Origin of the sequence: Clostridium weizhouense (assembly GCF_019431045.1) — a bacterium.
GTDB lineage: Bacteria > Bacillota > Clostridia > Clostridiales > Clostridiaceae > Clostridium > Clostridium weizhouense.
Genome location: NZ_JAHXPT010000006.1, coordinates 168,918 through 189,921 on the forward strand (window position 1 = coordinate 168,918; position 21,004 = coordinate 189,921).

Genomic DNA, 21,004 nt, shown 5'->3' on the forward strand with positions numbered 1-21,004 from the left:
GTATTGTAATGAGGAGGATTATATAATAATGAAGAGTCTAAAATTGAAGAAGATAGTAGCAGTTGCAGTTGCAGCAGCAACTATATCAACTGTTTCTCCAGTAGCAGCATCAGCAGCATGGAGACAAGATAATAGTAATAACTGGAGTTGGACTGAAAGTGGAACAACAGCTACAGGATGGAAAGCTATTGATGGAGAATGGTACAAGTTTGATGACAATGGTACTATGCAAACAGGCTGGGTAAATGATAATGGAACTTGGTACTACACAGAAGCATCAGGAGCTATGAAGACAGGTTGGATAAATGATAATGGAACTTGGTATTATGCAAATGGTTCAGGAGCAATGCAAACTGGTTGGTTAAATAATAATGGAAATTGGTATTATTTACAACCATGGGGTGGAATGAAGACAGGTTGGACAAATGACAATGGAACTTGGTACTACTTACAACCATGGGGCGGAATGAAAACAGGTTGGATAAATGATAACGGAACTTGGTATTATACAAATGTTTCAGGAGCAATGCAAACAGGTGTTGTTGAAGTTAATGGAAAAGTATATGTATTAGCATCAACAACAGGAGCAATGTTAACAGGAAATGTAATGATTGGAGACAAAGTTTATACATTTGGTGCAGATGGTGCAGCAGTTGGAACAACTCCAAAAGTAGAAAAAGCATTTGATGCAGCAGGTAACTCTGTAAATAAATCATCAGAAACAACTGAAGATAAAAAAGATGGCGACAATAAAGACGAAGAAAGAACACATGGTGGCGGAGGTGGTGGTGGATCACATCATCATAATGATTCATCAACTGAAAAGAACTATTCTCAAGATTTAAAACTTAATATCAACGCTGATAGTAAATATGAGCTTCAAAAAACTTCAGAAAATAATTATACAGCAAAATTTGATAATAATGGTGAATTTGTATTTAATACAGGATTTAGTTCTGACCTTAAATATAAAGGTGAGCAAAAAGAAGACTATTATGTAACAAAAGATTTATATGTTACTAATTCAGATAAAACAGATGCTTATTTAGAAGTAAAGGATGGAAAGTGTACAATTAAAACAAATCCTAATAAAAAAGAATCTGTTGTAAATGTAAAAGTAGTTATCCGTAAGTATAAAGATGGGGAAGTTAAATATGAAAAACCTATCACATATACAGTAACAGTTAAATAAAATTTTTATTATACCCCAGGGGTACCCCTGGGGTATTTTTACTATTATGTTAAGTGATTTTGGAATAATTTACAGTATAAGGGGTGCATTTTTTACCATTTTGGTATTATAATTATTTATATAGGTTATTTATCTTTAAAATGAAAACGTTTGTATAAGATTAGCATTGTGAAAGACTATTATTTTTAAATTAGAAAACTAGAGAGTCATTTAAGGTATAAAAGATGCATGTTTTAGAATCATGGTTTTTAATTTTTAAAGGAGTGGTAAATTTTATTTTAAGAGGAATAATTCTGTTTGTGTAAAGGAGGAATTTCGAGTTATGAGAAATTTGAGAGGAATGATGAGCCTAAAAACAATTGCTATTATTTTGTCTACAGTTACAGTTATGCAATTTAGTGATTGGGGAAATTTAATGGGAAATTATGGATATAGTGCTTATGCAAATATGACAAGTGATACATATGCTGCTAAGAATGTAAATTTAGATATGTATCAAAATAAATGTGTAAATAAAGATATACATTCAGATAATGCAGTGGATTTTAGTTTAGAAAAAAGCCTAATTGGTAATACAAATGATAGTAAGACTTGTCAAATAAAGAATAGTTTAAATAAAAAGGGAAATGCCAAAACAGAATATCAACATAATAAATTTTTAGATCAATATAATAGAAAATATTTTAAGGAGAATTTAGAACAAACTTTAAATGAAGATTTTACAGAAAATCTAGACAAAGGTTCAGGACAAGTTTTGAATGAAAAGTGTACAGAAAATCCAGATAAAGCTTTAGGACAAGCTATAGAGAATAAAATTCTTAAAAATTATAAAACTTTAGAAATGAATAGATCTTCAGTAGAAGCATTGAATGATAATTTAGAAAATAATCTAAAAGATACTCAAAAAGGGTATTCAGGAAATGGAGAAAATAAAGTTCAAGCACAAAAGAATGGAAAAAAATTGTCAGAAATACAGGGTGAAGAAGAATCAAAAAATAATAGAGAGGGAAATTTATCTAAGGTTTCAGATGAGAATAACAAAGAAAGTCCAGAAGTAATAGGTGAAGAAACTTCAAAAAATGATGGAGGACAAAATCCAGCTAAAGTTATAGATGGAAATAATAAAGATAATCCAGAAGCAATAGGTAGGGAAATTTCAGGAAGCAATGATGAGAAAAAGAATAATGAAGATAATCAAGGGGGTAAGCTAGGAGAAAATAATAAGGGGAATTCTGACGACAATAATGGAAAAAACCCTAGTGATAATGGTGAAGAAAATCCAGGTAATGTTCCAGGAGAAGATATAGAAAGTGGAATACTAGGCGCACCAACAATAAATACTTTTTCTTTAGATAAGGGAGAAAATTATAAAAAACTTAAATTGAGTGAAGTTACTGGTAGCAAGCATGAATATCAAATAACTGTTACAGCAAGTGAAGAATTAAGGATATGTGAAAGATCAAATACAAATAAAACACTTAATAAATGGTTTGGTCTTGTAATTAAAAATAATATTAAAGGTAATAACCAAATAGCATACAGTTTTACAGGAACTAATTTTATAGATCTTAGTGAAAATACTGCGACAATAAATTATTTTATGGCTGCAAATAAAAATGGTGTACCTAAATATGAAGAAGAGCCACGTGATAGCAGTATTTATTTTAAATATGCAGGTGCAAGTGATGATTCTGCAATTAAAATAATAATACACTATGTACCATTTAAAGCAGGTACTAACCCAGGAAATGGTGGATATCCTACTGATCCTGGTGCATCAACAAGCACATTAAAATCAGTTTATATATCTGGAACAGAAAGAGTAGGAAAGACCTTAACAGCAAAATTAAATTATAATAATAAACCATCAGTTAAACCTAAGACATCCTATCAATGGTTAAGATCAAGTAAAAGAGATGGGGAATATAAAGAAATATCAGGAGCAACTGATAGTGAATATAAACTTAAAAGATCTGATGAGGATTGTTATATAAAAGTAAGGGTGACATTATCAGGGAGTTTAAACGAAACTAAAACAAGTGATAGGACATCTTCTATTGATGAAAAGTATTCAAGCTCTTCTTCAAGTTCAAAGAAAAGTGATTTTGATGATGATTTTGATAATGGTAAAATTGATTCAGATGAATTAAGTGAAGAAAAAATGTATGTTAATGCTTCATATAGTCCAAATGTTGATAAAGAGATGTTTCTATTGGTTAAGGAATATTCTTATAAGAGTTTGGTTATAGAATCAGGTAATTGTACATGGAATTTTGATACCAATGATTTAATTAATATATCTAAAATGAAGACGAATTTTAACTCAAAAGTAGAGAATAATTCTTCAAATGCATCAAAAATTAATAGACTAACAAATGGTGCAGATACTGCTAATATTTATTTTAACTATAATGGTATCTTACCAGGAAAAGCAAAAGTAGAGATTAAAGTTGGGGAAGAATTTGATGGAAGTGATAGATATTTATATTACTATAATCCTTCAAAAAATGTGTTAGAATTAGTTTCATCTAATGTTAATGTTAAAGATGGCAAAGCAGTATTTATAATTACACATTGCTCAGATTATGTTTTGAGTAAAACACCAATTAATGGGGCTGTTGTAAATTCTGGTTTTGATGACAATGCAATTAATACAAATGATGACATTAATGGAGATATTACTTCTAACAATTTAATCACAGGGGGAAGTATATTAGGTAATAATGATGAAATGGGTAATTTCCAAGGAAATAATGGCAACCTAAGAATGATAGGAACAGATACAAATTATAATAAATATACTTCAGCTAATATAAAATGGAAGCAGTTATCAGATGGTAAGTGGCAAATTTTATATAATGGATTGATTGTAACTGGATGGGTTAGTGTTGATAATAGATGGTATTATATGAATGAATATGGAGTAATGCAAACAGGGTGGTTAAAACTTGATGAAAAATGGTATTACTTAGGTGAATATGGAGTAATGCAGATAGGCTGGATGTATTTAAGTGGTAAATTATATTATTTGAAAGATACTGGAGAGATGGCTACAGGATGGCAAAAGATAGACAGAAGATGGTATTATATGTATCCAAATGGGATTATGGCATATAGTACAAGTATTGATGGACATGAATTAAATGCATCAGGAGAAATGTATTAAAAAATATATAACTACACTCCTGATATTCCCACTCACTGATATTCCATGATATCTTTTTATATACCCCTGGGGTACCCCAGGGGTATATAAGGGGATAAATTAAAATTGGGATGCATTTTTTTATTTTAATTGGCAAGGATTAAGATAAATAGATTTAAGTATAAATTTAAAATTCCAAATTATAAATTATTCGTTAAAAAATTATATTTATTTTGGATTTTTATATTTTATATTAAGTAAGATAAATTTATTTAGGAGGTTAATTTTATGCCAACACTTAAAAGAATATGGTATGAAGGTGCTATGTATCATGTAACAACAAGAGGAAATCATAAAGAGATTATCTTTAAGGAAGAAGAAGATTTTGAAAAGTATTTGGATTTAGTAGAGGAATCACTTCATTATTACAATGAAGATAAATATGAAATAATATGCTATTGCCTTATGACTAATCATATACATATTATGATAAGGACTGGAAGTAGACCTTTAGGTGATTTTATAAGAAGAATAAGTAGTAGTTATGCTATGTATTTTAATAAGAAATATGAATGTACTGGTCATTTATTTCAAGGAAGATATCATTCAGAGATTATAAAAAATGATATTCAATTACTTGAAACAAGCAGATATATACATTTAAATCCAGTGAAAGCTAAAATCGTAAACAAACCTGAGGACTATAGTAAGTCAAGTTATAGATTTTTTATAAAGAGCATGGATTCTGAACAGTTTGTAAAAATAAAAAAATATTTTGAAAATAATAATAACAAAGTTGAATATAAAAATTTCTCAAATAAAGATAATTATAGTGGTAAACTTAGATTAATAAATCCTAATTTTATCTGGAGATATTTTAATCAAGAAAATAAATATGAAATATATAAAATGTTTGTAGAAAGTGGAATTGATAAAGTTTGTAATAATAATTTTGGTTAGTAAATATGGAGAAAAATATAGTATTTTTTTATTTTTATCTTAAATTTACCCCAGGGGTACCCCTGGGGTAAAAAAAGTAGTGAAATTGGTAAAATCTATAAAAGTGATGAAAATGTGAGGGGTGAAAAGTACTGCATGGATGAAAAAATCCACACTCTATAGCCGTTTAGCAATTTTTTTATATATCTCTATTTGTATTGTCTGTATCTTGATTTTGTTTGATATGATCATTATGATTAATATTACTATTTTTAATTTTATCATTATTTTTGGTTAGATCAATATTTTGTTTATCATCATTATTTGGAATAATATGTTTATCTTTATCTACAAAAGATTTAAGCATTTCTGAAACATCAAGACCAGTTAAATCTTTTAGCACTTCAAAACCAGTACCAGCAACATTTGTTACTGTTTTTGCAACTTTTGATGCTCCAGATTTACCATTTCCAGTATCTATAACTGTAATCTTATCTATATTAGACATTGGTTTGGCTACTTCACTCATTATTTCAGGTAGTCTTGAAATAAGCATTTCTACTAGTGCAGCATCACCATATTTAGCCATAGCATCTGCAATTTTATCTTTAGCTTCAGCTTCTGCAATCCCTTTTGCTTTAATTGATGATGCTTCAGCTTCTCCACGCATTCTTATGGCTTCAGATTCAGCCTCAGCTTCAATTTTCTTGGCTTCAGCTTTTGCAATTGCTTGAATTCGGATTTTTTCAGCCTCAGCTTCAGCTTCTTTTATTGATTGAATTTTATTTGCTTCAGCATATATTTCAATTTTACGTTTTTCAGCATCAGCAGGTTTTTCAACTTTAGCAATAAGTTCTTTTTCAACTCTTATGGCTTCTTGTTCTGCTAGAGTTGCTTTTTGTATTTCAACTTCTGATTGTTTTTCTATTTCTTTTAAACTATAAGCTATATCAGCTTCAGCTTTTGCTCTATCTTGCTCTGCCCTAAATTGTTCAACTTTTATGCATTTATCTCTTTCAGCAGCAGCAACTTCAGCATCAGCAGCAAGTTTAACTTTTTCTCCTTCTCTAGTAGCTTCAGCTGTTTTTATATCTGTATCTCTTTTTCTTTCAGCTTCAGCAACTTCAGCATCTGCTTTAGATTGAGCTACTTGTGGTCTAGCTCTATTTTCAAGGTATCCACCTTGGGTTGAAATTTGCAGTATTGAATAAGAAATAAGTTCAAGTCCCATTTCACTAAGTTCACGTTTAATATCTTCTTCTACTTTTTTCTCAAATGCAGAACGATCATTATTGATTTGTTCAACTGTCATTGTAGAAACTATGCCTCTTAAACGTCCTTCAAGAACAGGTTCAACCATTGCTCTAATTACACCAGTGGTATTATCAGCATTTCCATTACAAAACTGTTCAACTGCTTTATATATACTTTCAGTCTGATTTTCAACTTTTACTACAGCAGTACCAGTAACATCAACAAAAATACCTTGTTGAGAAGGTGCTTCTTTTACATCAGTTGTCATTGAAATATTTTCGAGTGAAATAACACAAGAAGTTTCAAAGATTGGAATTATAAATCCACCTTTACCAGTTAATACTCTTTTTTTTATACCTGTTATAACCATGGCTTTATCTGTTGGAACTTTACGCCAGAATGAAAGAACTAAGAGTATTATTATAATAATAGGAATAATAATACTTGCTTTTGAAAAAATCATTTCTAGGGCTTGCATTTTATGTCTCCTCCTTAAAAATTAAATCATATATTTATATTTAGATATGAATAAAAATATACCCTAATACATTTCACCCCTAATATACCCCTGGGGTACCCCAGGGGTATATTAAATTACAAAGGAGTTACAACTTACCAGAAAATACGAGTTGGAACTTCCTTAATTGCGGCAAAAATGGTAAAATTGTAGTAGGATATGTATTAAGGGGGATAATTATGAATAAAAGATTAAAAAGAATAATAGCGATTGCACTTACAATTAGTGCTTTTTCAACAATAGAGCCAACTAAGTATTTTAATATGACAACTACAAAAGCTTATGCATCAAGTAGCAGTAAGCTTAGTGAATTACAACTTAATAAGAAAGATGATAATAAGAAGGAAATTAAATTATATACCGATGATGACTATGATACAAAGGCTCAATTTAAGACTAGTAGAAAAGAATATTATACTAAAACAACTTTAAAAAGTGTTAATGTAACTTTTGATTTAGAATCTAGTAATTATGAAGCAAAGATTTTTGCTGATAATAATAAAAGATCTACTGCATATGATAATGGTGAAGAAATTAAATTAGACAAAAGTGGTGTTACAACACTTTATGTAAGAATTTATAAAGATGGCAAATTTGATAAAAATGATGTTAAGAGTAATGTTGTAAATGAATATAAAATTTATGTTGATAGAGGCGGATCAAGTAGTTCTAAAAAAGATGAGGATAGACAAGATAAGATTTATTTAGAAGATTTAACTTTAAATAGAGGTGATGATTTTAAATTTAATAAAAAAGTTACTTCATATGATATAAATGTTGATGAATCAGATGATTCTGTAAGAATTAAAGCTGAACCAGAAGATGAAGATTATACAGTAAAAATTGATGGCGAGGAAGTTACATCTGATGATAAATATAGACAAGAAGTTAAATTAAGTAAGGGAAAGAATTTAATTAGAGTTATTGTTGAAGATGATGATGACAATAAAAGAACTTACAAATTAAATATAAATAGAGGTAAAAAGGATTCAGATAAAAAAAATAATAATTCAGGATCTAATGTAACTCAAGGTGGAAATAGTTCAACTCAAACTAACAATACACCAGGTAATGCTATATTCCCTAATAAAACTGAAAATTCTAATTCAGGAACAAATAATTCAACTCAAACTAATGTGGTTCCAGGAGCAAATACAAATAATAACTCAACTGTTAATAAGAATAAGTGGGTAAAAACTTCAACAGGTAAATGGAGATATTATGATGAAAATGGAAATCTTTTGAAGAAAAAATGGTTTTATGATAATAAAAACTATTGGAGATGGTATTACTTAGATGAAAATGGGGAAATGACAATAGGTTGGGCAAATGATGATAATAAATGGTATTATTTAAATAGTGATGGCTCAATGGTTACTGGATGGATAAATCCAAATGGAACATGGTATTACTTAAATGCTGATGGTTCTCTTAGAACTGGATGGTTACAAGAAGGAAGTAAAAAATATTACTTAAATGGTGATGGCTCTATGCAAATAGGAGCAAAAACAATTAATGGACAAACATACAATTTTGGTGAAAATGGGGAATTAAAATAATTAAAGTATCTGTTTAGAAATAGATACTTTTAAGATACAGAAAAATTTACTAAATATTGATAAATAAGATACATTAAATAAAATATACAAACATACAGGTCTATTATTTTTTGAATTTACAATGGATAATTCATGATGAAATGACCTTGTGATTTCTAAAATATATATTTTTGAGAGAGACAAAGACTTTCAAACATAATTGTTTATTGTCAACTGTCAAGTGAAACTTGGAGTAGCCACTTTTGTACTCAACAAATTATAATGTTATTAAAGTATATTGACTTTAGAAAAATTAAGAATATCCAAGGATATGAATTACAATAATTTATATCTTATGGATATTTTTATTGTATGGCAATTATATCATTCTTAAAATTTTAACTTAATTTTTTATTATAATTTAAAGTGCTGAAAATAGTATTATATGGTGTGTAAATGTTTAAAGTTATTAACAATTTTTTATACAAATATAGAAAAAAATGTTGATATGTTTTCAAATTTGTGGTTATATGTGCTACAATATTCTTGTTATATAGTTTGTACACTTAACATAATGTTTTTTTTACCCCAGGGGTACCCCTGAGGTACCCCTGGGGTAAAAAATTATAAAAATATCAAAAAATATTTTTAATACTAAATTTAATATTATATGGTTTTGTTATAAAGTTTATGTAAAAGTGTACGAAAACTATAATATTATGGGAATTTTTGATTAATCAGATTAAAAAGAGGGGAGGAAAATTGCCTATAATTGGCAATTGATAAAAATGAAAGCATATTTCAAAAGATTTATATCACAGCTTTTAGTATTAGCTTTAATTGTAGCAACAGTACAAATAGGAAATACTAAAGGGGTTAAAGCAGTAGACTTAGATTTAGGTTTTACTGTCGAAGCTGGTGGAAGTATAGTAGACATTAATAAGAGTGGTTCAAATTATTTCACTGATGAAATAGATATGTCAGTATCAACTATTAATATAAAGTCAAGTGATACTTCATACTATAATATTGAAAGTGTAACTTCAAGTGATAGTGGGGTGAAGATTGCTACTTCAACAACTAATGGGGTTACTTCTGCAAAAATAGCTGTAAGTAAATATAATGATTTTAATGCAACTATAAAAGTTAAAGATTTAGGAACTAAAGAAGTTAAATCTTATACTGTTAGATTTAGATTTAAAGAAGAAAATGCTGAAATATTTAAATTTAACAAAATAGTTATAAATGCATCAGGTCATGGAGAAAATGTAAATTTAGATTTAGATTATAGTGCTAATACTGATGAATATAATTTAGCTAATCTAGATGAAACTTTAGATACAGTTAAAGTTAGTATTGTTGATGAAAATGGGAAACCTATAACTACAGGCGTTAAGATAACTATGGATGGTAAAACAGGTACTTTTAAATTATCTGGTGGAGATAATGAGATTAATATAAGTAGAACTGTAAATGGTCGTACTAAAATATTTAAATTAGTGATTTCTAAAAAAGGAAGTGCAACATTAAAATCATTAACAGGTGTTACACTGTCACCAACATTTAAATCAGATGAGTTTGACTATACAGCTACTGTGCCAACTGCAACAACATCTATTACTTTAAGACCAACTGCAACTGACAATTCATCTACTATAAGAGTTAATGGCTCTATTGTAAATAGTGGATCAAATAGTCAACCAATTAAATTAAAAGAAGGTAAAAATACTATTACAGTAAGAGTTACTACTAAAGATGGACAAAGTAATGTTTATAGTATTGAGGTTACTCGTACTGAAGCACCAAGAAGTTCATATTTAAAGTCGCTTAAATTAAGTACAGGAAGTCTTATGCCATCTTTTAATAAAGAAATTTTTGAGTATACAGGAACTGTTGATAATAAAGTTACAGCAGTTACAGTTACACCTACAGCTGAATATGCAACATCTACTATAAAGGTTAATGGTAAGAGTGTTGCTAATGGAGGTACAACTAGGTTTATAAGTTTAGACCAAGGTTCTAATGAAATAGAAGTGGTTGTTACTGATGCAAAGGGTGATAGTAGTACTTATACTCTTAATATAACAAGAAGATATGGAAAAGATAATGTAAGACTTGGAAGTCTTAAAACTTCAGAGGGAACTTTATCTCCAAAGTTTGATCCAGAAACTTATCTTTATACAGTTAAGGTGGATAGAGCTACTTCAAAGATAAAAGTTACATTTGCTGCGCAAAATGATAAAGCAACTATTAAAATAGATGGTAAAGAATATGCAAGTGCTCAACAATCTGATTATATTGATTTAAAGATTGGGGCAAACCTTATTAATATTGAGGTAGTGGCTGAAGATAAGAAAACAACAACTAGTTATAAATTAAGCGTAATAAGAGACAAGATATCTGCTATTAATGAATGGGTTCTTTCAGGAGATGATTGGACTTTTTATGATGCAAATGGAATGCAGGTTAAAAACAGCTGGGTTATCTATGATAATAAGTGGTATTTTATAAATGTAAGCGGATATAAAGAAAGCAATGGCTGGCTTTATGAGAGTGGAAATTGGTACTATTTAGATAAAGATGGCGTTATGCAAACTGGTTGGATTAAGGATAATGGATATTGGTATTATTTCCAAGGTGATGGAAAGATGAAGGGTACTGGTTGGGGACAATATGACAAGCAGTGGTATATGTTTAATGAAAATGGCATGATGCAAACTGGTTGGATGTTAAGAGACGGATACTGGTATTTCTTACAAGACAATGGATCAATGAAAAAGGGATGGCAATATTATGATAAAAATTGGTACTATTTAAATGATGATGGAACTATGAGAAATGGATGGTTATTTACTGGAAAAGAATTCTATTATTTAGACTACCATGGAAGAATGATAACTGGATGGCAAGAAATTGCTGGTAAATGGTACTACTTTGATTATAATGGAAGAATGAAAACTGGAAATCTATTTTTAGATGGAAAATGGTACCTTTTAGATTCAGATGGTTCATTAGTAAGATAATATTTTAAATGTATTTAAATTTGATATTGTAGGATAAAGTGAATTTCAATGCAAGTTTTACTTTATTCTATAATATCTTTTTTTATTATTTAGGAAATTATATAGCAAATTCATGATATATATGCTTCTAACTAGATATTATTAACTAAATATATAATTTGCTATAAAAATTATATAAAAGATTATAAATTTAATTAGAACATATATATTACTTGACTTGTATACTTAATTAGGCAATTTTACCAATGGATTAAAATCAAGCTTTATTAAATACCAAAGAATAAATTTTACATATACTCTATTAAATCTTTTATATGAATTTGGTTTATTTTTCAAATATAACGAGTTAAAATCTATTTAATTCTAAAATTTATGCTTAAAAATAATAGAATGTTGGTTTTTGGAATATATGTTCAAATAACTGCACAAGTCTAGTAATTTAATTAGAACATATACATTTAAAGAAAATACAGTGATATTTCTGTTATGAAATGTTACTGTATTTTAATTTTGGAGATTTATGTATTCTTATGCTATTATCTATAAGTTTTTATACTATATTTATGTTATTATCTATAACTTAAACTACAAAATACGGAAAATATATATTTTTGATAATTGGTTTTATGTCACAGAAATTAATATTAAGTAAAAAATACAAATATAATCTGTTATTGTTTTACAAATATCAGCTCCCCCGTTCAATAGAAATCAATATTAGATAAAAAACAGAAAGATAATAGTTATTTTATAGACTTTTTAAGTATTAAAAAAATCAGAAAAACAAAAATTATTAATTAAACACTTATTTTAGAGATTTTTTATTAAGAAAAATTAGTTAAATATTATCTATTTTTAACAAGTATACTAGCTATTATAGCGCTACTTATGGATATAAACTAATAATAAGGATACTTAAGAATAATATGTAAATGAATAAAATTACAGTGTTGGATTTAAATATTTTAAATACATTTTAATGTTTTTTAAGGAAATATAATTTGAGTATATTTTTTAAAAAAACTATTTGCAAGTTTGTCGAATGGTGATAGAATAAAGTCATGGCAACCGAGGTATAAAAAAATTACTTAAAGAAATAACAACTAAGAAATAACAGTTCATATTTATTAAAAATTTATTAGACTTCTTATTTTAAGTATGACCTAATAAAAATAATAAATGCAAAAACTAATTAACTAAGTTAGATAAGAATTCTAAATTAATTAATAAAAATTGTTTCTAAATTAAAAGTAATTTTTTATACAGACAAGCCGTACTTAACAAAAGATAAGCAATTATTTATAAAATACTTTAATTAAGTTAAAACAAAGGGAGAGAAAAGAATATGATAAAAAGAATGAACAAGTTAACAGCTCTATTAGTAGCAGCTACAGCAGTAGCTTCTATAGTACCAGCAACAGGGGTTAATGCTGCAGATTACCAAAGAATCGAATCAAAAGATGGAAGCATATATTCAGCAGTAGCTTACAAAGATGGAAAATTCTTTGTAGATGGAAACATTAAAGATGAAGAAACTGATGCAGCTTACTACCTAAACGGTGGAAAATTCTCAGATTTAGAAAACATTGATACTGGAGTAGATGTTAACGGAACATATGCTGACAAATATCTTTCAGTTGAAGGTGGAGATTACTACATCGATTTAGAAACTGGTAAAGTAAGTGATGAAGATTTAGCAGAAGATAATTTAGACGATTTAGCTGTAGCTTTAAGAAAAGCAATCAAAGATAAAGCTGATGACAGATATACAACTGAACACAGTACTTTAAAAACTACTTCAGACTTCACATTACTTGATGGAGCTAAATTTGCAGATGCTTGGTATGGCGTTCAATATGATGGAAAGAACCTTTACACAGATATCAAAGGAAATTATATAGATGCTGACTACAACTTAGGAAAAATAAAAGTTGAAGTTACTACAGGATCATCTACTAAATCAGTTAATTTAAACAATACTGAAGATAAAGAAGATTCAATCACAGCTGGACAAGAAGTTGGAGCTAAAATTACAGCATCAGATGTAATTGGACAAGATGCTAACTACATCTACAGAACTGCAACTATAGAATTAACAGCTGGAACTGATTCAATATCAAAAATCAACAATGTTGCTGTAACACCAGCATCAACAGTAAGCTTTAAAGTAATCCAAAAAATATCAAAAGCTCAAGCTTCTGATGATATAGATGGAGCTAAATATGCTAAAACAGTAGCTAACTATGCTATCACAGATGAAGCAGGTGTAGATGCAACTGCTAAATTAACAGGTATGTCATTCAACGTAGTTGGTGGAAAATTAATAGCTTACAAAACAACTACAGCTAGTGGTTTAACAACATTTGAAACTAGAGAAGTTAAATTCTCAACTGAAAGAGGATATACTTATACTGAAATTGAAGATGCTAATACTGAAAAAGATGCAGTAGCTTTCGATATCGATGCTGATGGTAACATGTGGATGTTAAAAAGTGGATTTGTTTACAAATTCGATAACGTAGATGAATGGAACAAAGTTTACAAAGTAGACGGTTCTATGAATGAAATGTCAGTTTACAACAAAGACAACATGGTTGTTTGGAACGAAAAAGATGAAGTTTACTCAGTAATCGGAAATAAAGAAGAAGAAAAACCAGTTGAAGTAACTAAAGGATGGGTACAAGCTGCAGATGGAACTTGGACTTATGTTAAAGAAGATGGAACTAAAGCTACTGGTTGGTTAAACTTAAACGGAGCTTGGTACTTCTTAAACAATTCAGGTGTAATGCAAACTGGTTGGGTACAATCTAACGGAGCTTGGTACTTCTTACAATCATCAGGAGCTATGAAAACTGGTTGGATCAACGATAGAGGAACTTGGTACTATGCTAATACTTCAGGTGCAATGCAAACTGGATGGGTTAACGTAAATGGAACTTGGTACTTCTTAAATGCATCAGGAGCTATGCAAACTGGTTGGATCAATGACAGAGGAACTTGGTACTTCACTAATGCTTCAGGAGCTATGCTTTCTAACACAACTGTAAATGGTTATAAATTAGGAGCTAATGGAGCTTGGATCAGATAATCTAATAGAAATTTACACCCCAGGGTGGAAAATTAATACATTAGAAACTTCCCTTATCTGGGAAGTTTCTTTTTTTTACACCCCATATATACCCCAGGGGTACCCCTGGGGTATATATGGAAAAAATTTAAAATGGACACTTAAAATGTGGCATAGCCACTTTATTATACCCCTGGGGTAGTGAACAAGGTAACAGGAAGGGTATAGATATGATTATAAATCCAGATGCGTTAAAGATAATTGATACAAATTACACAGTTGATAGAATAAGGATAAGTAAAAAAATAGATAAAATCATGTCTTTTAGTAAAATAGTTTATATTTTTGCACCGATTGGTTGGGGAAAAACTATTACAGCAGCTAATTATGTTAATGATTTCTTCACAAGAGTTATTTGGGTTAAGTTTGAAAAAAATGATAATGATTATGAAGTTTTAAAATCAATATCAAACATTAAAAAAAGTGTTACTGATAATTTAAAGAGAGTAATAGTATTTGATAATTTTGAACGTATAAATAATAACTTGATTTTTAAGGCATTAGTAAATTTAATTGAGGACATGCCTAATAATTGTAAATTTATATTTTTAAGTAGAAATAAAGTTCCAGTATACTTTAGTCATTTTATTGCAAATGGTGAACTCAAGGTAATAACTAAAGAAGATTTAAAGTTCGATGCACAAGAAGTTAGAGAATATTGTTTTAATAGTAAAATTGATATTAATGATGATAATATTGAAAAATTAATTATTAATACTTATGGTTGGCCATCGTGTATAAATATAGCTTTTTTATATTTAAAAATGGGTGAATATTCAAACTTAAATGAGATGTTTAAAAACAATGATTATTTGACTTACTTTTTTGAAGAGAATATTTGGCCAAAAATTGATTATGAAACTCAAAAATTTCTTATAGCTATTTCTTATTTTAAAGATATTGAGTTGGAATTATGTTTAGAAATGATAAAAAATGATAATTGTAAAGATATATTAGATGAATTTTTAATAATACAAACAGATAAAACATATAAGTTTAATCCTATATTTTTAAACTTTTTAAAGTCAAAATATAATGAGTTTAATCAAAAAGATATATTAGAATTTCATAAACGAGCAGCTTCATGGCTTGAAAAACATGAGAGGTATTTAGAAGCTGCACATGTTTATTACATCTCAAAAGATTTTGAAAATGAGATTAAAAATTTAGAGAAATTTTGCAAAAGTAATAATATCATACAATTTTTTAATGTAGAAAAATATATAAGAGAATTACCTGATTTTAAAATAGAGAAAAATGCTACTTTATGTACTGTTATGGCATTTATTGAGGTAATAGTATATAGGCCAAAACAGGCTAAGAAATGGTATGAAAAGCTGTTAAATATAAGGAAAGAACTTTTAATGTTATATGATTACAGAGATTGTGATATTAATAGAAATAGTGACAATATTCTAAATAATAGTAAAGCAAAAATTTTAAACAAATATGAGTGTAAAAAATTCTGTATAAATAAAAATCAAAGTAATATTTTAAGTGAAAGCAAAGCAGAACTTTTATGTAAAGATAATGATAAAGAGCATAAGAATATTTTAAATGAAGAAAACAATTTAAATTGTAATGATATTAACAAATTTGAGGGAAATACTTTACACAAAATTAATTCTAATCATCAGGAGACTAAAAATAGCAAAGTCATAAATATTAAAGAAGATAATTTTTATATTGAAAGCTCTTTAAACAAAATAGAATTAAAGAATCAGCTTGAAGATATTGAAAAAAAGATTTTCTATGTATATATGAGTTTGCCACAGATTAGTAATGAAGAGATTATGGATAAATTTAATCAGCTATATAAAGAAAATAAAGATATTAATAAAATTCTTGATAATCTAAGTATAACAGGAAATAATCCAAGTTTATTAAGAGGGCTAAGAGATTTATCTAATATATATGTTGATTATGAAAGATTTTTAAATGATAATAATAAGTTAAATGTAACTGATGGTAGCGAAGGTATACTTGGACTAGTTAATATTACTTCTGCTGAAGTTGATTATGAAAGAGATGATATAGAAGTAGCATTAATTAAATTAACTGGAGAGATTGCAAAGTATAAGATAGATGGAAATATAGATATATTGTTTGTAAGTTATATAATTTTTGCTAGATGTATGTGTGTAAATGGTTATATAAATGAAGCGAAAATAACAATTAGTAATATAAGAACTCTTATTGAAGAAAAAAATGCTCTTTATCTTATGAAAAATCTCGAATCTTATGATATAAAATTTAATCTTTTAATAGGAAATGTAGATGAGGCAAAAAAATGGATCGCTAATCCTTCTAATTATGGAGAGATGAATTATAACTTTTTAGGAATGTATCAATATATGGTAAGGGCAAGGGTTTTTATTCTTAATAAGGAATATAAAAAAGCAAATTATTTCTTAGAGAATTTATATAAACTAAATTTTAAGTATAATCAGACATTAAATATGGCAGAGTGTTGTATACTTCAAGCGATAGCATTAAATATGGATGATCAGGAAGCTTTAGCATTAGAGAAAATTGAAGAAGCTTTAAAGATAGGATTACAATTTAAATATATAAGAGTTTTTGCTGATGAAGGAAAGCCATGCTATGAGATATTATCTAAATATGAAAAACTTAATAAATTAAGTAAGTCTATAGATAAAGGATATTTAAAAAAGATATTAAGAAGAACAAAAGAATTTGGAGAATTATATCCTAAATATCTTGATAATGATAAGTTATTAAAGACTAATCTTACAAAATCAGAGCTTCAGGTGCTAGATTTATTGAATAAAGGAATGTCTAATATAGAAATAAGTGAACATTTAAATGTAACAAAAGATACAATTAAGTTTCATACTAAAAATATATATAGCAAACTTAATGTAAAAAATAGAATTAAAGCAGTACAGGTAGCTAAAAATATTGGGATCATTTGATAGGAATTTTATCGGAAAAGTTAAGGTGTAATTCCTCTTATTAATTCATTACCATATATTTAAACATATGATGAAAAAATTACAAAGCTAATTAAAAATGCAACCTACACTTTGGGGTAGTTACAGAAAATATTACACTTGATATAATTTACTTGAAGTTAAGGCATAATCAAAAAAATAATAAGTCCATTAGCTAAGCGTATTTTCCATTATACTGCGTTATAGGCTTGATATTAGATATAAAAATAATCAGGCATTTTGGATTAGTTATTTTCATTCATATGCCTAAGCATATTTTTTTGACTATCAGTTAACTATGTAATTATTAGATAAACAAGGTGTTTAACTGAATTTTTAGTTTGAATTTTAATTAAAAATTTTAGCTTATATTTGTGAAATAGAATTGAAACTTTTTGTTTAAGAAAGTGTAGGTAAGCATTATAAATATTAAGGAATTTTTAACTTAATATTTTTACAATAACATTAGGCACATGAAAAGATTTAATAAATCAAAAATATATAGGTAGATTATTTTTTGGAAGATGCCTTAAATAAAAACACTAAAGATTAAGGGGGACTTTGTTAATGCAAACAGCAGAAAGTACACATGAACCAGTAGAAAATAACAAACTTATAGGATGGAAATATATTGATGGAAAGTGGCACTTTTTTGATGATGATGGAGAGATGCAATTTGGTTGGATTCAAGATGGACATGCTTGGTATTATCTAAATGATGAGGGAGAAATGCAAACTGGTTGGTTTAAGGATGGAGAAGCAGATTATTTTGCTAATTCAAAAGGAGTAATGCAAATTGGTTGTATAAAAGATTGTGGTGCACAATATTATACAAATAAAAATGGAATGATACAAACAGTAGGAGCTTAAATTAAAAATATAGTTGAAAATTTAAATTAAAAAAATTGCACTCTTTGGGTGTGATTTTTTTTGAGCTTTTATAAATTTATATAGATTTAAATTTATAAATAAGTTATATTAATATCTGAATTAAATAGTTAAATATAATTTGTATGTAATGTTTAGTATATTATAAGTTTATTCCTTAAAGCAATAACTCTAAAATTTATATTATTAAGCTAATAATATTTAGCATAATTTTAAAGTAAGGATAAAAGAAGTTTTTTGTGGTCTTTAGTCTATGAAGGAATTTGTCATAAAAAATTAATTTAAAATAGGATTTAATTTATAAATACATAAAGGTAAATTAATATTAAACGAAAGATAAATATATATATATATTCTAATTAAGTTAATACATTTATAATTTCTTATTTAATTTTTATAGAAAATAAATATCTGTATTAATACTATAAAATTAGTATCATATATCAAGAAGTTAAATAGGAAAGGATTGTAAATAGGATGGATTTTTATAAAAATTTGAAGGTCAAAACTAAATTAATATTATCATTTTTATTTATGGCGATCATTGTACTATGTGTTGGGTATATTGGAAGAACTGCTTTAATAAGAATAAATGATAATGCAAAACAGATGTATAATGTCAATTTACAAGGAATGGATAGAATTTTATCAATAAAATCAAATATTGAAGCTATAAATGGGAAGATGTTACTTATAATGCATGATGACCATAAGGATATGTTTGAAGAAGCAAAGAGTGATATAAATAAAAAGATTGAAGAAAATAATGTACATATAGAAAAATATGAAATACTAGATATTTCTTCAGAAGAAAGAAAGGCATTTACTCAATTTAAAGATGATTTATATGCATATAGAGATAAGAGAAACGATTTACTTAATGAAATTTATAATGGTAACTTAGAAGAAGCTGAAAAAATATATTCTAATATAAAACCTCTTAGAAATGAAATGGTAAATAGTTTAAATGAACTTGCAGATGCAAATCAAAGTGTGGCTAAGACAACTAATGAAAGTAATAAAAATACTTTTTTGAAATCTAAGTTATATATTGATGCTATAACTATAATATCAATTTTAATTGCAATTGCACTTGCATTAATTTCATCACTTACTATTTCTAAATTATTAAATAAAATGAGGAATTTTGCTGAGAAATTAGCTTTATATGATTTCTCAACACCTCTTGACATTGGAACAAATAATGAATTTGGACAAACTGCTGATGCTTTAAATAAAGTGCAAGGGAATGTAAGGGAATTAGTAAAAAATATAATAAATGATTCTCAAGATATAAGTTCAGCTAGTGAAGAACTTTCAGCAACTGTTCAGGAATTATCAGCGAGTGCTACACACATAAATGAAGCAGTAGGTGAAATTTCAAGTGGAATGTATGAAACAAGTGCAGCATCAGAACAGATAACAGCATCAGTTGAAGAAGTTGATGCAAATATAAATCAACTTTCAGCTAAGGCAATGCAAGGTAGTGATAATGCAAATGAATTTAAGAAAAAAGCCACTGTAGTTCAAGAAAAAAGTAAAAATGCTATTGAAGAAACTGAAAAATTATCTCATGAAAAAGAACAGAGAATGTTAAAGGCTATTGAAGATGGTAAGGTAGTTGAAAATATAAAAGTTATGGCAGATACAATTGCAAGTATAGCAGATCAAACTAATTTGCTTGCTTTAAATGCTGCAATAGAAGCAGCAAGAGCTGGAGAACAAGGTAAGGGATTTGCTGTTGTTGCAGATGAAGTTAGAAAGCTTGCAGAACAATCTTCATTGGCAGTAATTGGAATACAAGATACTATTGATGATGTTAATAAAGCATTTAAAATGAGTATTGATACTGGTAAAGATATGATTGAGTTTATTAATACAGATATACAAAAACAATTTGATGCTTATGGGGATGCAGGACACCATTATTACAATGATTCAGATTTTGTAAGCAAAATGTCAGATGAGATTTCATGCATGTCTCAAGAAGTTGCAGCTACAATTGGAGAGGTTAGTATGGCAATTCAAAAGATGGAGACAATTAATCAAAATTCTAATGAAAAGGTAGATTTAATTAAGCAAAGTATTGATGAAAATACAAGAGGAATAAATGAAATAGCTATATCAGCACAAAGTCAAGCAGAACTTGCACAAAAACTTGCTGAAATGGTACAAAAATTTAAGATTTAGGCACATGAAATAAAATAATAGACCATCATACTGGTCTATTATTTTTAATTAAAATTATCTTTAAAATAAAGCTCATGAAAAGGAAATTTAAATTTTCATTATTTTATAATATCAATTTTTACTTTAAATTACTGTTAATAATAAAATATAAAAAGGGATAAGTATAAATTTATACTTTTTATGATTTAATCTATTATAATTTTAGAATATTGAATATCCTTATTAAAATAAGAAGAA

General features: G+C 27.6%; 10 protein-coding genes. 9 read left to right on the plus strand and 1 reads right to left on the minus strand.

The window, feature by feature from the left end:
* Positions 1–28: 28 nt before the first annotated feature.
* The 3 genes from KYD98_RS09390 to KYD98_RS09400 all read left to right on the plus strand — a co-directional run bounded on the left by KYD98_RS09390 (position 29) and on the right by KYD98_RS09400 (position 5,297).
* Complete coding sequence (locus KYD98_RS09390) at positions 29–1,192, plus strand: cell wall-binding repeat-containing protein (protein ID WP_219779516.1); 1,164 nt, start codon at positions 29–31, stop codon at positions 1,190–1,192.
* 322 nt (positions 1,193–1,514) lie between these two features.
* A complete protein-coding gene (locus tag KYD98_RS09395; RefSeq protein WP_219779519.1) occupies positions 1,515–4,358 on the plus strand; it encodes a hypothetical protein in 2,844 nt (947 codons plus the stop codon).
* A gap of 267 nt (positions 4,359–4,625) precedes the next feature.
* The gene (locus tag KYD98_RS09400; RefSeq protein WP_258049717.1) at positions 4,626–5,297 is read left to right on the plus strand and encodes a transposase; all 672 of its coding nucleotides are present in this window, start codon (positions 4,626–4,628) and stop codon (positions 5,295–5,297) included.
* 178 nt (positions 5,298–5,475) lie between these two features.
* On the opposite strand, the gene KYD98_RS09405 is transcribed toward KYD98_RS09400, so the two are convergent.
* The gene (locus KYD98_RS09405) at positions 5,476–7,008 is read right to left on the minus strand and encodes a flotillin family protein (protein ID WP_258049718.1); all 1,533 of its coding nucleotides are present in this window, start codon (positions 7,006–7,008) and stop codon (positions 5,476–5,478) included.
* A gap of 218 nt (positions 7,009–7,226) precedes the next feature.
* Here KYD98_RS09405 and KYD98_RS09410 point away from each other — a divergent pair, with 218 nt between their 5' ends.
* The 6 genes from KYD98_RS09410 to KYD98_RS09435 all read left to right on the plus strand — a co-directional run bounded on the left by KYD98_RS09410 (position 7,227) and on the right by KYD98_RS09435 (position 20,767).
* Positions 7,227–8,606 (plus strand): N-acetylmuramoyl-L-alanine amidase family protein, encoded by a 1,380-nt coding sequence (locus tag KYD98_RS09410; protein ID WP_219779521.1) that lies wholly within the window; start codon positions 7,227–7,229, stop codon positions 8,604–8,606.
* 767 nt (positions 8,607–9,373) lie between these two features.
* Complete coding sequence (locus KYD98_RS09415; RefSeq protein WP_219779523.1) at positions 9,374–11,608, plus strand: cadherin-like beta sandwich domain-containing protein; 2,235 nt, start codon at positions 9,374–9,376, stop codon at positions 11,606–11,608.
* 1,345 nt (positions 11,609–12,953) lie between these two features.
* Positions 12,954–14,696, plus strand: a complete 1,743-nt coding sequence (locus KYD98_RS09420) for an N-acetylmuramoyl-L-alanine amidase family protein (protein ID WP_219779525.1) — start codon at positions 12,954–12,956, stop codon at positions 14,694–14,696.
* Positions 14,697–14,905: 209 nt separating this feature from the next.
* Positions 14,906–17,671 carry a LuxR C-terminal-related transcriptional regulator gene (locus KYD98_RS09425; protein WP_219779527.1) on the plus strand — a complete coding sequence of 922 codons (2,766 nt, stop codon included), beginning with the start codon at positions 14,906–14,908 and terminating at the stop codon, positions 17,669–17,671.
* A gap of 585 nt (positions 17,672–18,256) precedes the next feature.
* Positions 18,257–18,559: a hypothetical protein gene (locus tag KYD98_RS09430; RefSeq protein WP_219779529.1), complete on the plus strand. Its 303-nt coding sequence runs from the start codon at positions 18,257–18,259 to the stop codon at positions 18,557–18,559.
* 495 nt (positions 18,560–19,054) lie between these two features.
* Positions 19,055–20,767, plus strand: coding sequence for a methyl-accepting chemotaxis protein (locus KYD98_RS09435; protein ID WP_219779531.1), 1,713 nt, complete (start codon positions 19,055–19,057; stop codon positions 20,765–20,767).
* Positions 20,768–21,004 lie beyond the last annotated feature (237 nt).

What these genes read in the sequence shown, in the direction of transcription:
- KYD98_RS09435 (WP_219779531.1), top strand. Translation starts at nt 19,055, where the DNA reads ATGGATTTTTATAAAAATTTGAAGGTCAAAACTAAATTAATATTATCA.
- KYD98_RS09400 (WP_258049717.1), top strand. Translation starts at nt 4,626, where the DNA reads ATGCCAACACTTAAAAGAATATGGTATGAAGGTGCTATGTATCATGTA.
- KYD98_RS09420 (WP_219779525.1), top strand. Translation starts at nt 12,954, where the DNA reads ATGATAAAAAGAATGAACAAGTTAACAGCTCTATTAGTAGCAGCTACA.
- KYD98_RS09395 (WP_219779519.1), top strand. Translation starts at nt 1,515, where the DNA reads ATGAGAAATTTGAGAGGAATGATGAGCCTAAAAACAATTGCTATTATT.
- KYD98_RS09390 (WP_219779516.1), top strand. Translation starts at nt 29, where the DNA reads ATGAAGAGTCTAAAATTGAAGAAGATAGTAGCAGTTGCAGTTGCAGCA.
- KYD98_RS09415 (WP_219779523.1), top strand. Translation starts at nt 9,374, where the DNA reads ATGAAAGCATATTTCAAAAGATTTATATCACAGCTTTTAGTATTAGCT.
- KYD98_RS09405 (WP_258049718.1), bottom strand. Translation starts at nt 7,008, where the DNA reads ATGCAAGCCCTAGAAATGATTTTTTCAAAAGCAAGTATTATTATTCCT.
- KYD98_RS09430 (WP_219779529.1), top strand. Translation starts at nt 18,257, where the DNA reads ATGCAAACAGCAGAAAGTACACATGAACCAGTAGAAAATAACAAACTT.
- KYD98_RS09410 (WP_219779521.1), top strand. Translation starts at nt 7,227, where the DNA reads ATGAATAAAAGATTAAAAAGAATAATAGCGATTGCACTTACAATTAGT.
- KYD98_RS09425 (WP_219779527.1), top strand. Translation starts at nt 14,906, where the DNA reads ATGATTATAAATCCAGATGCGTTAAAGATAATTGATACAAATTACACA.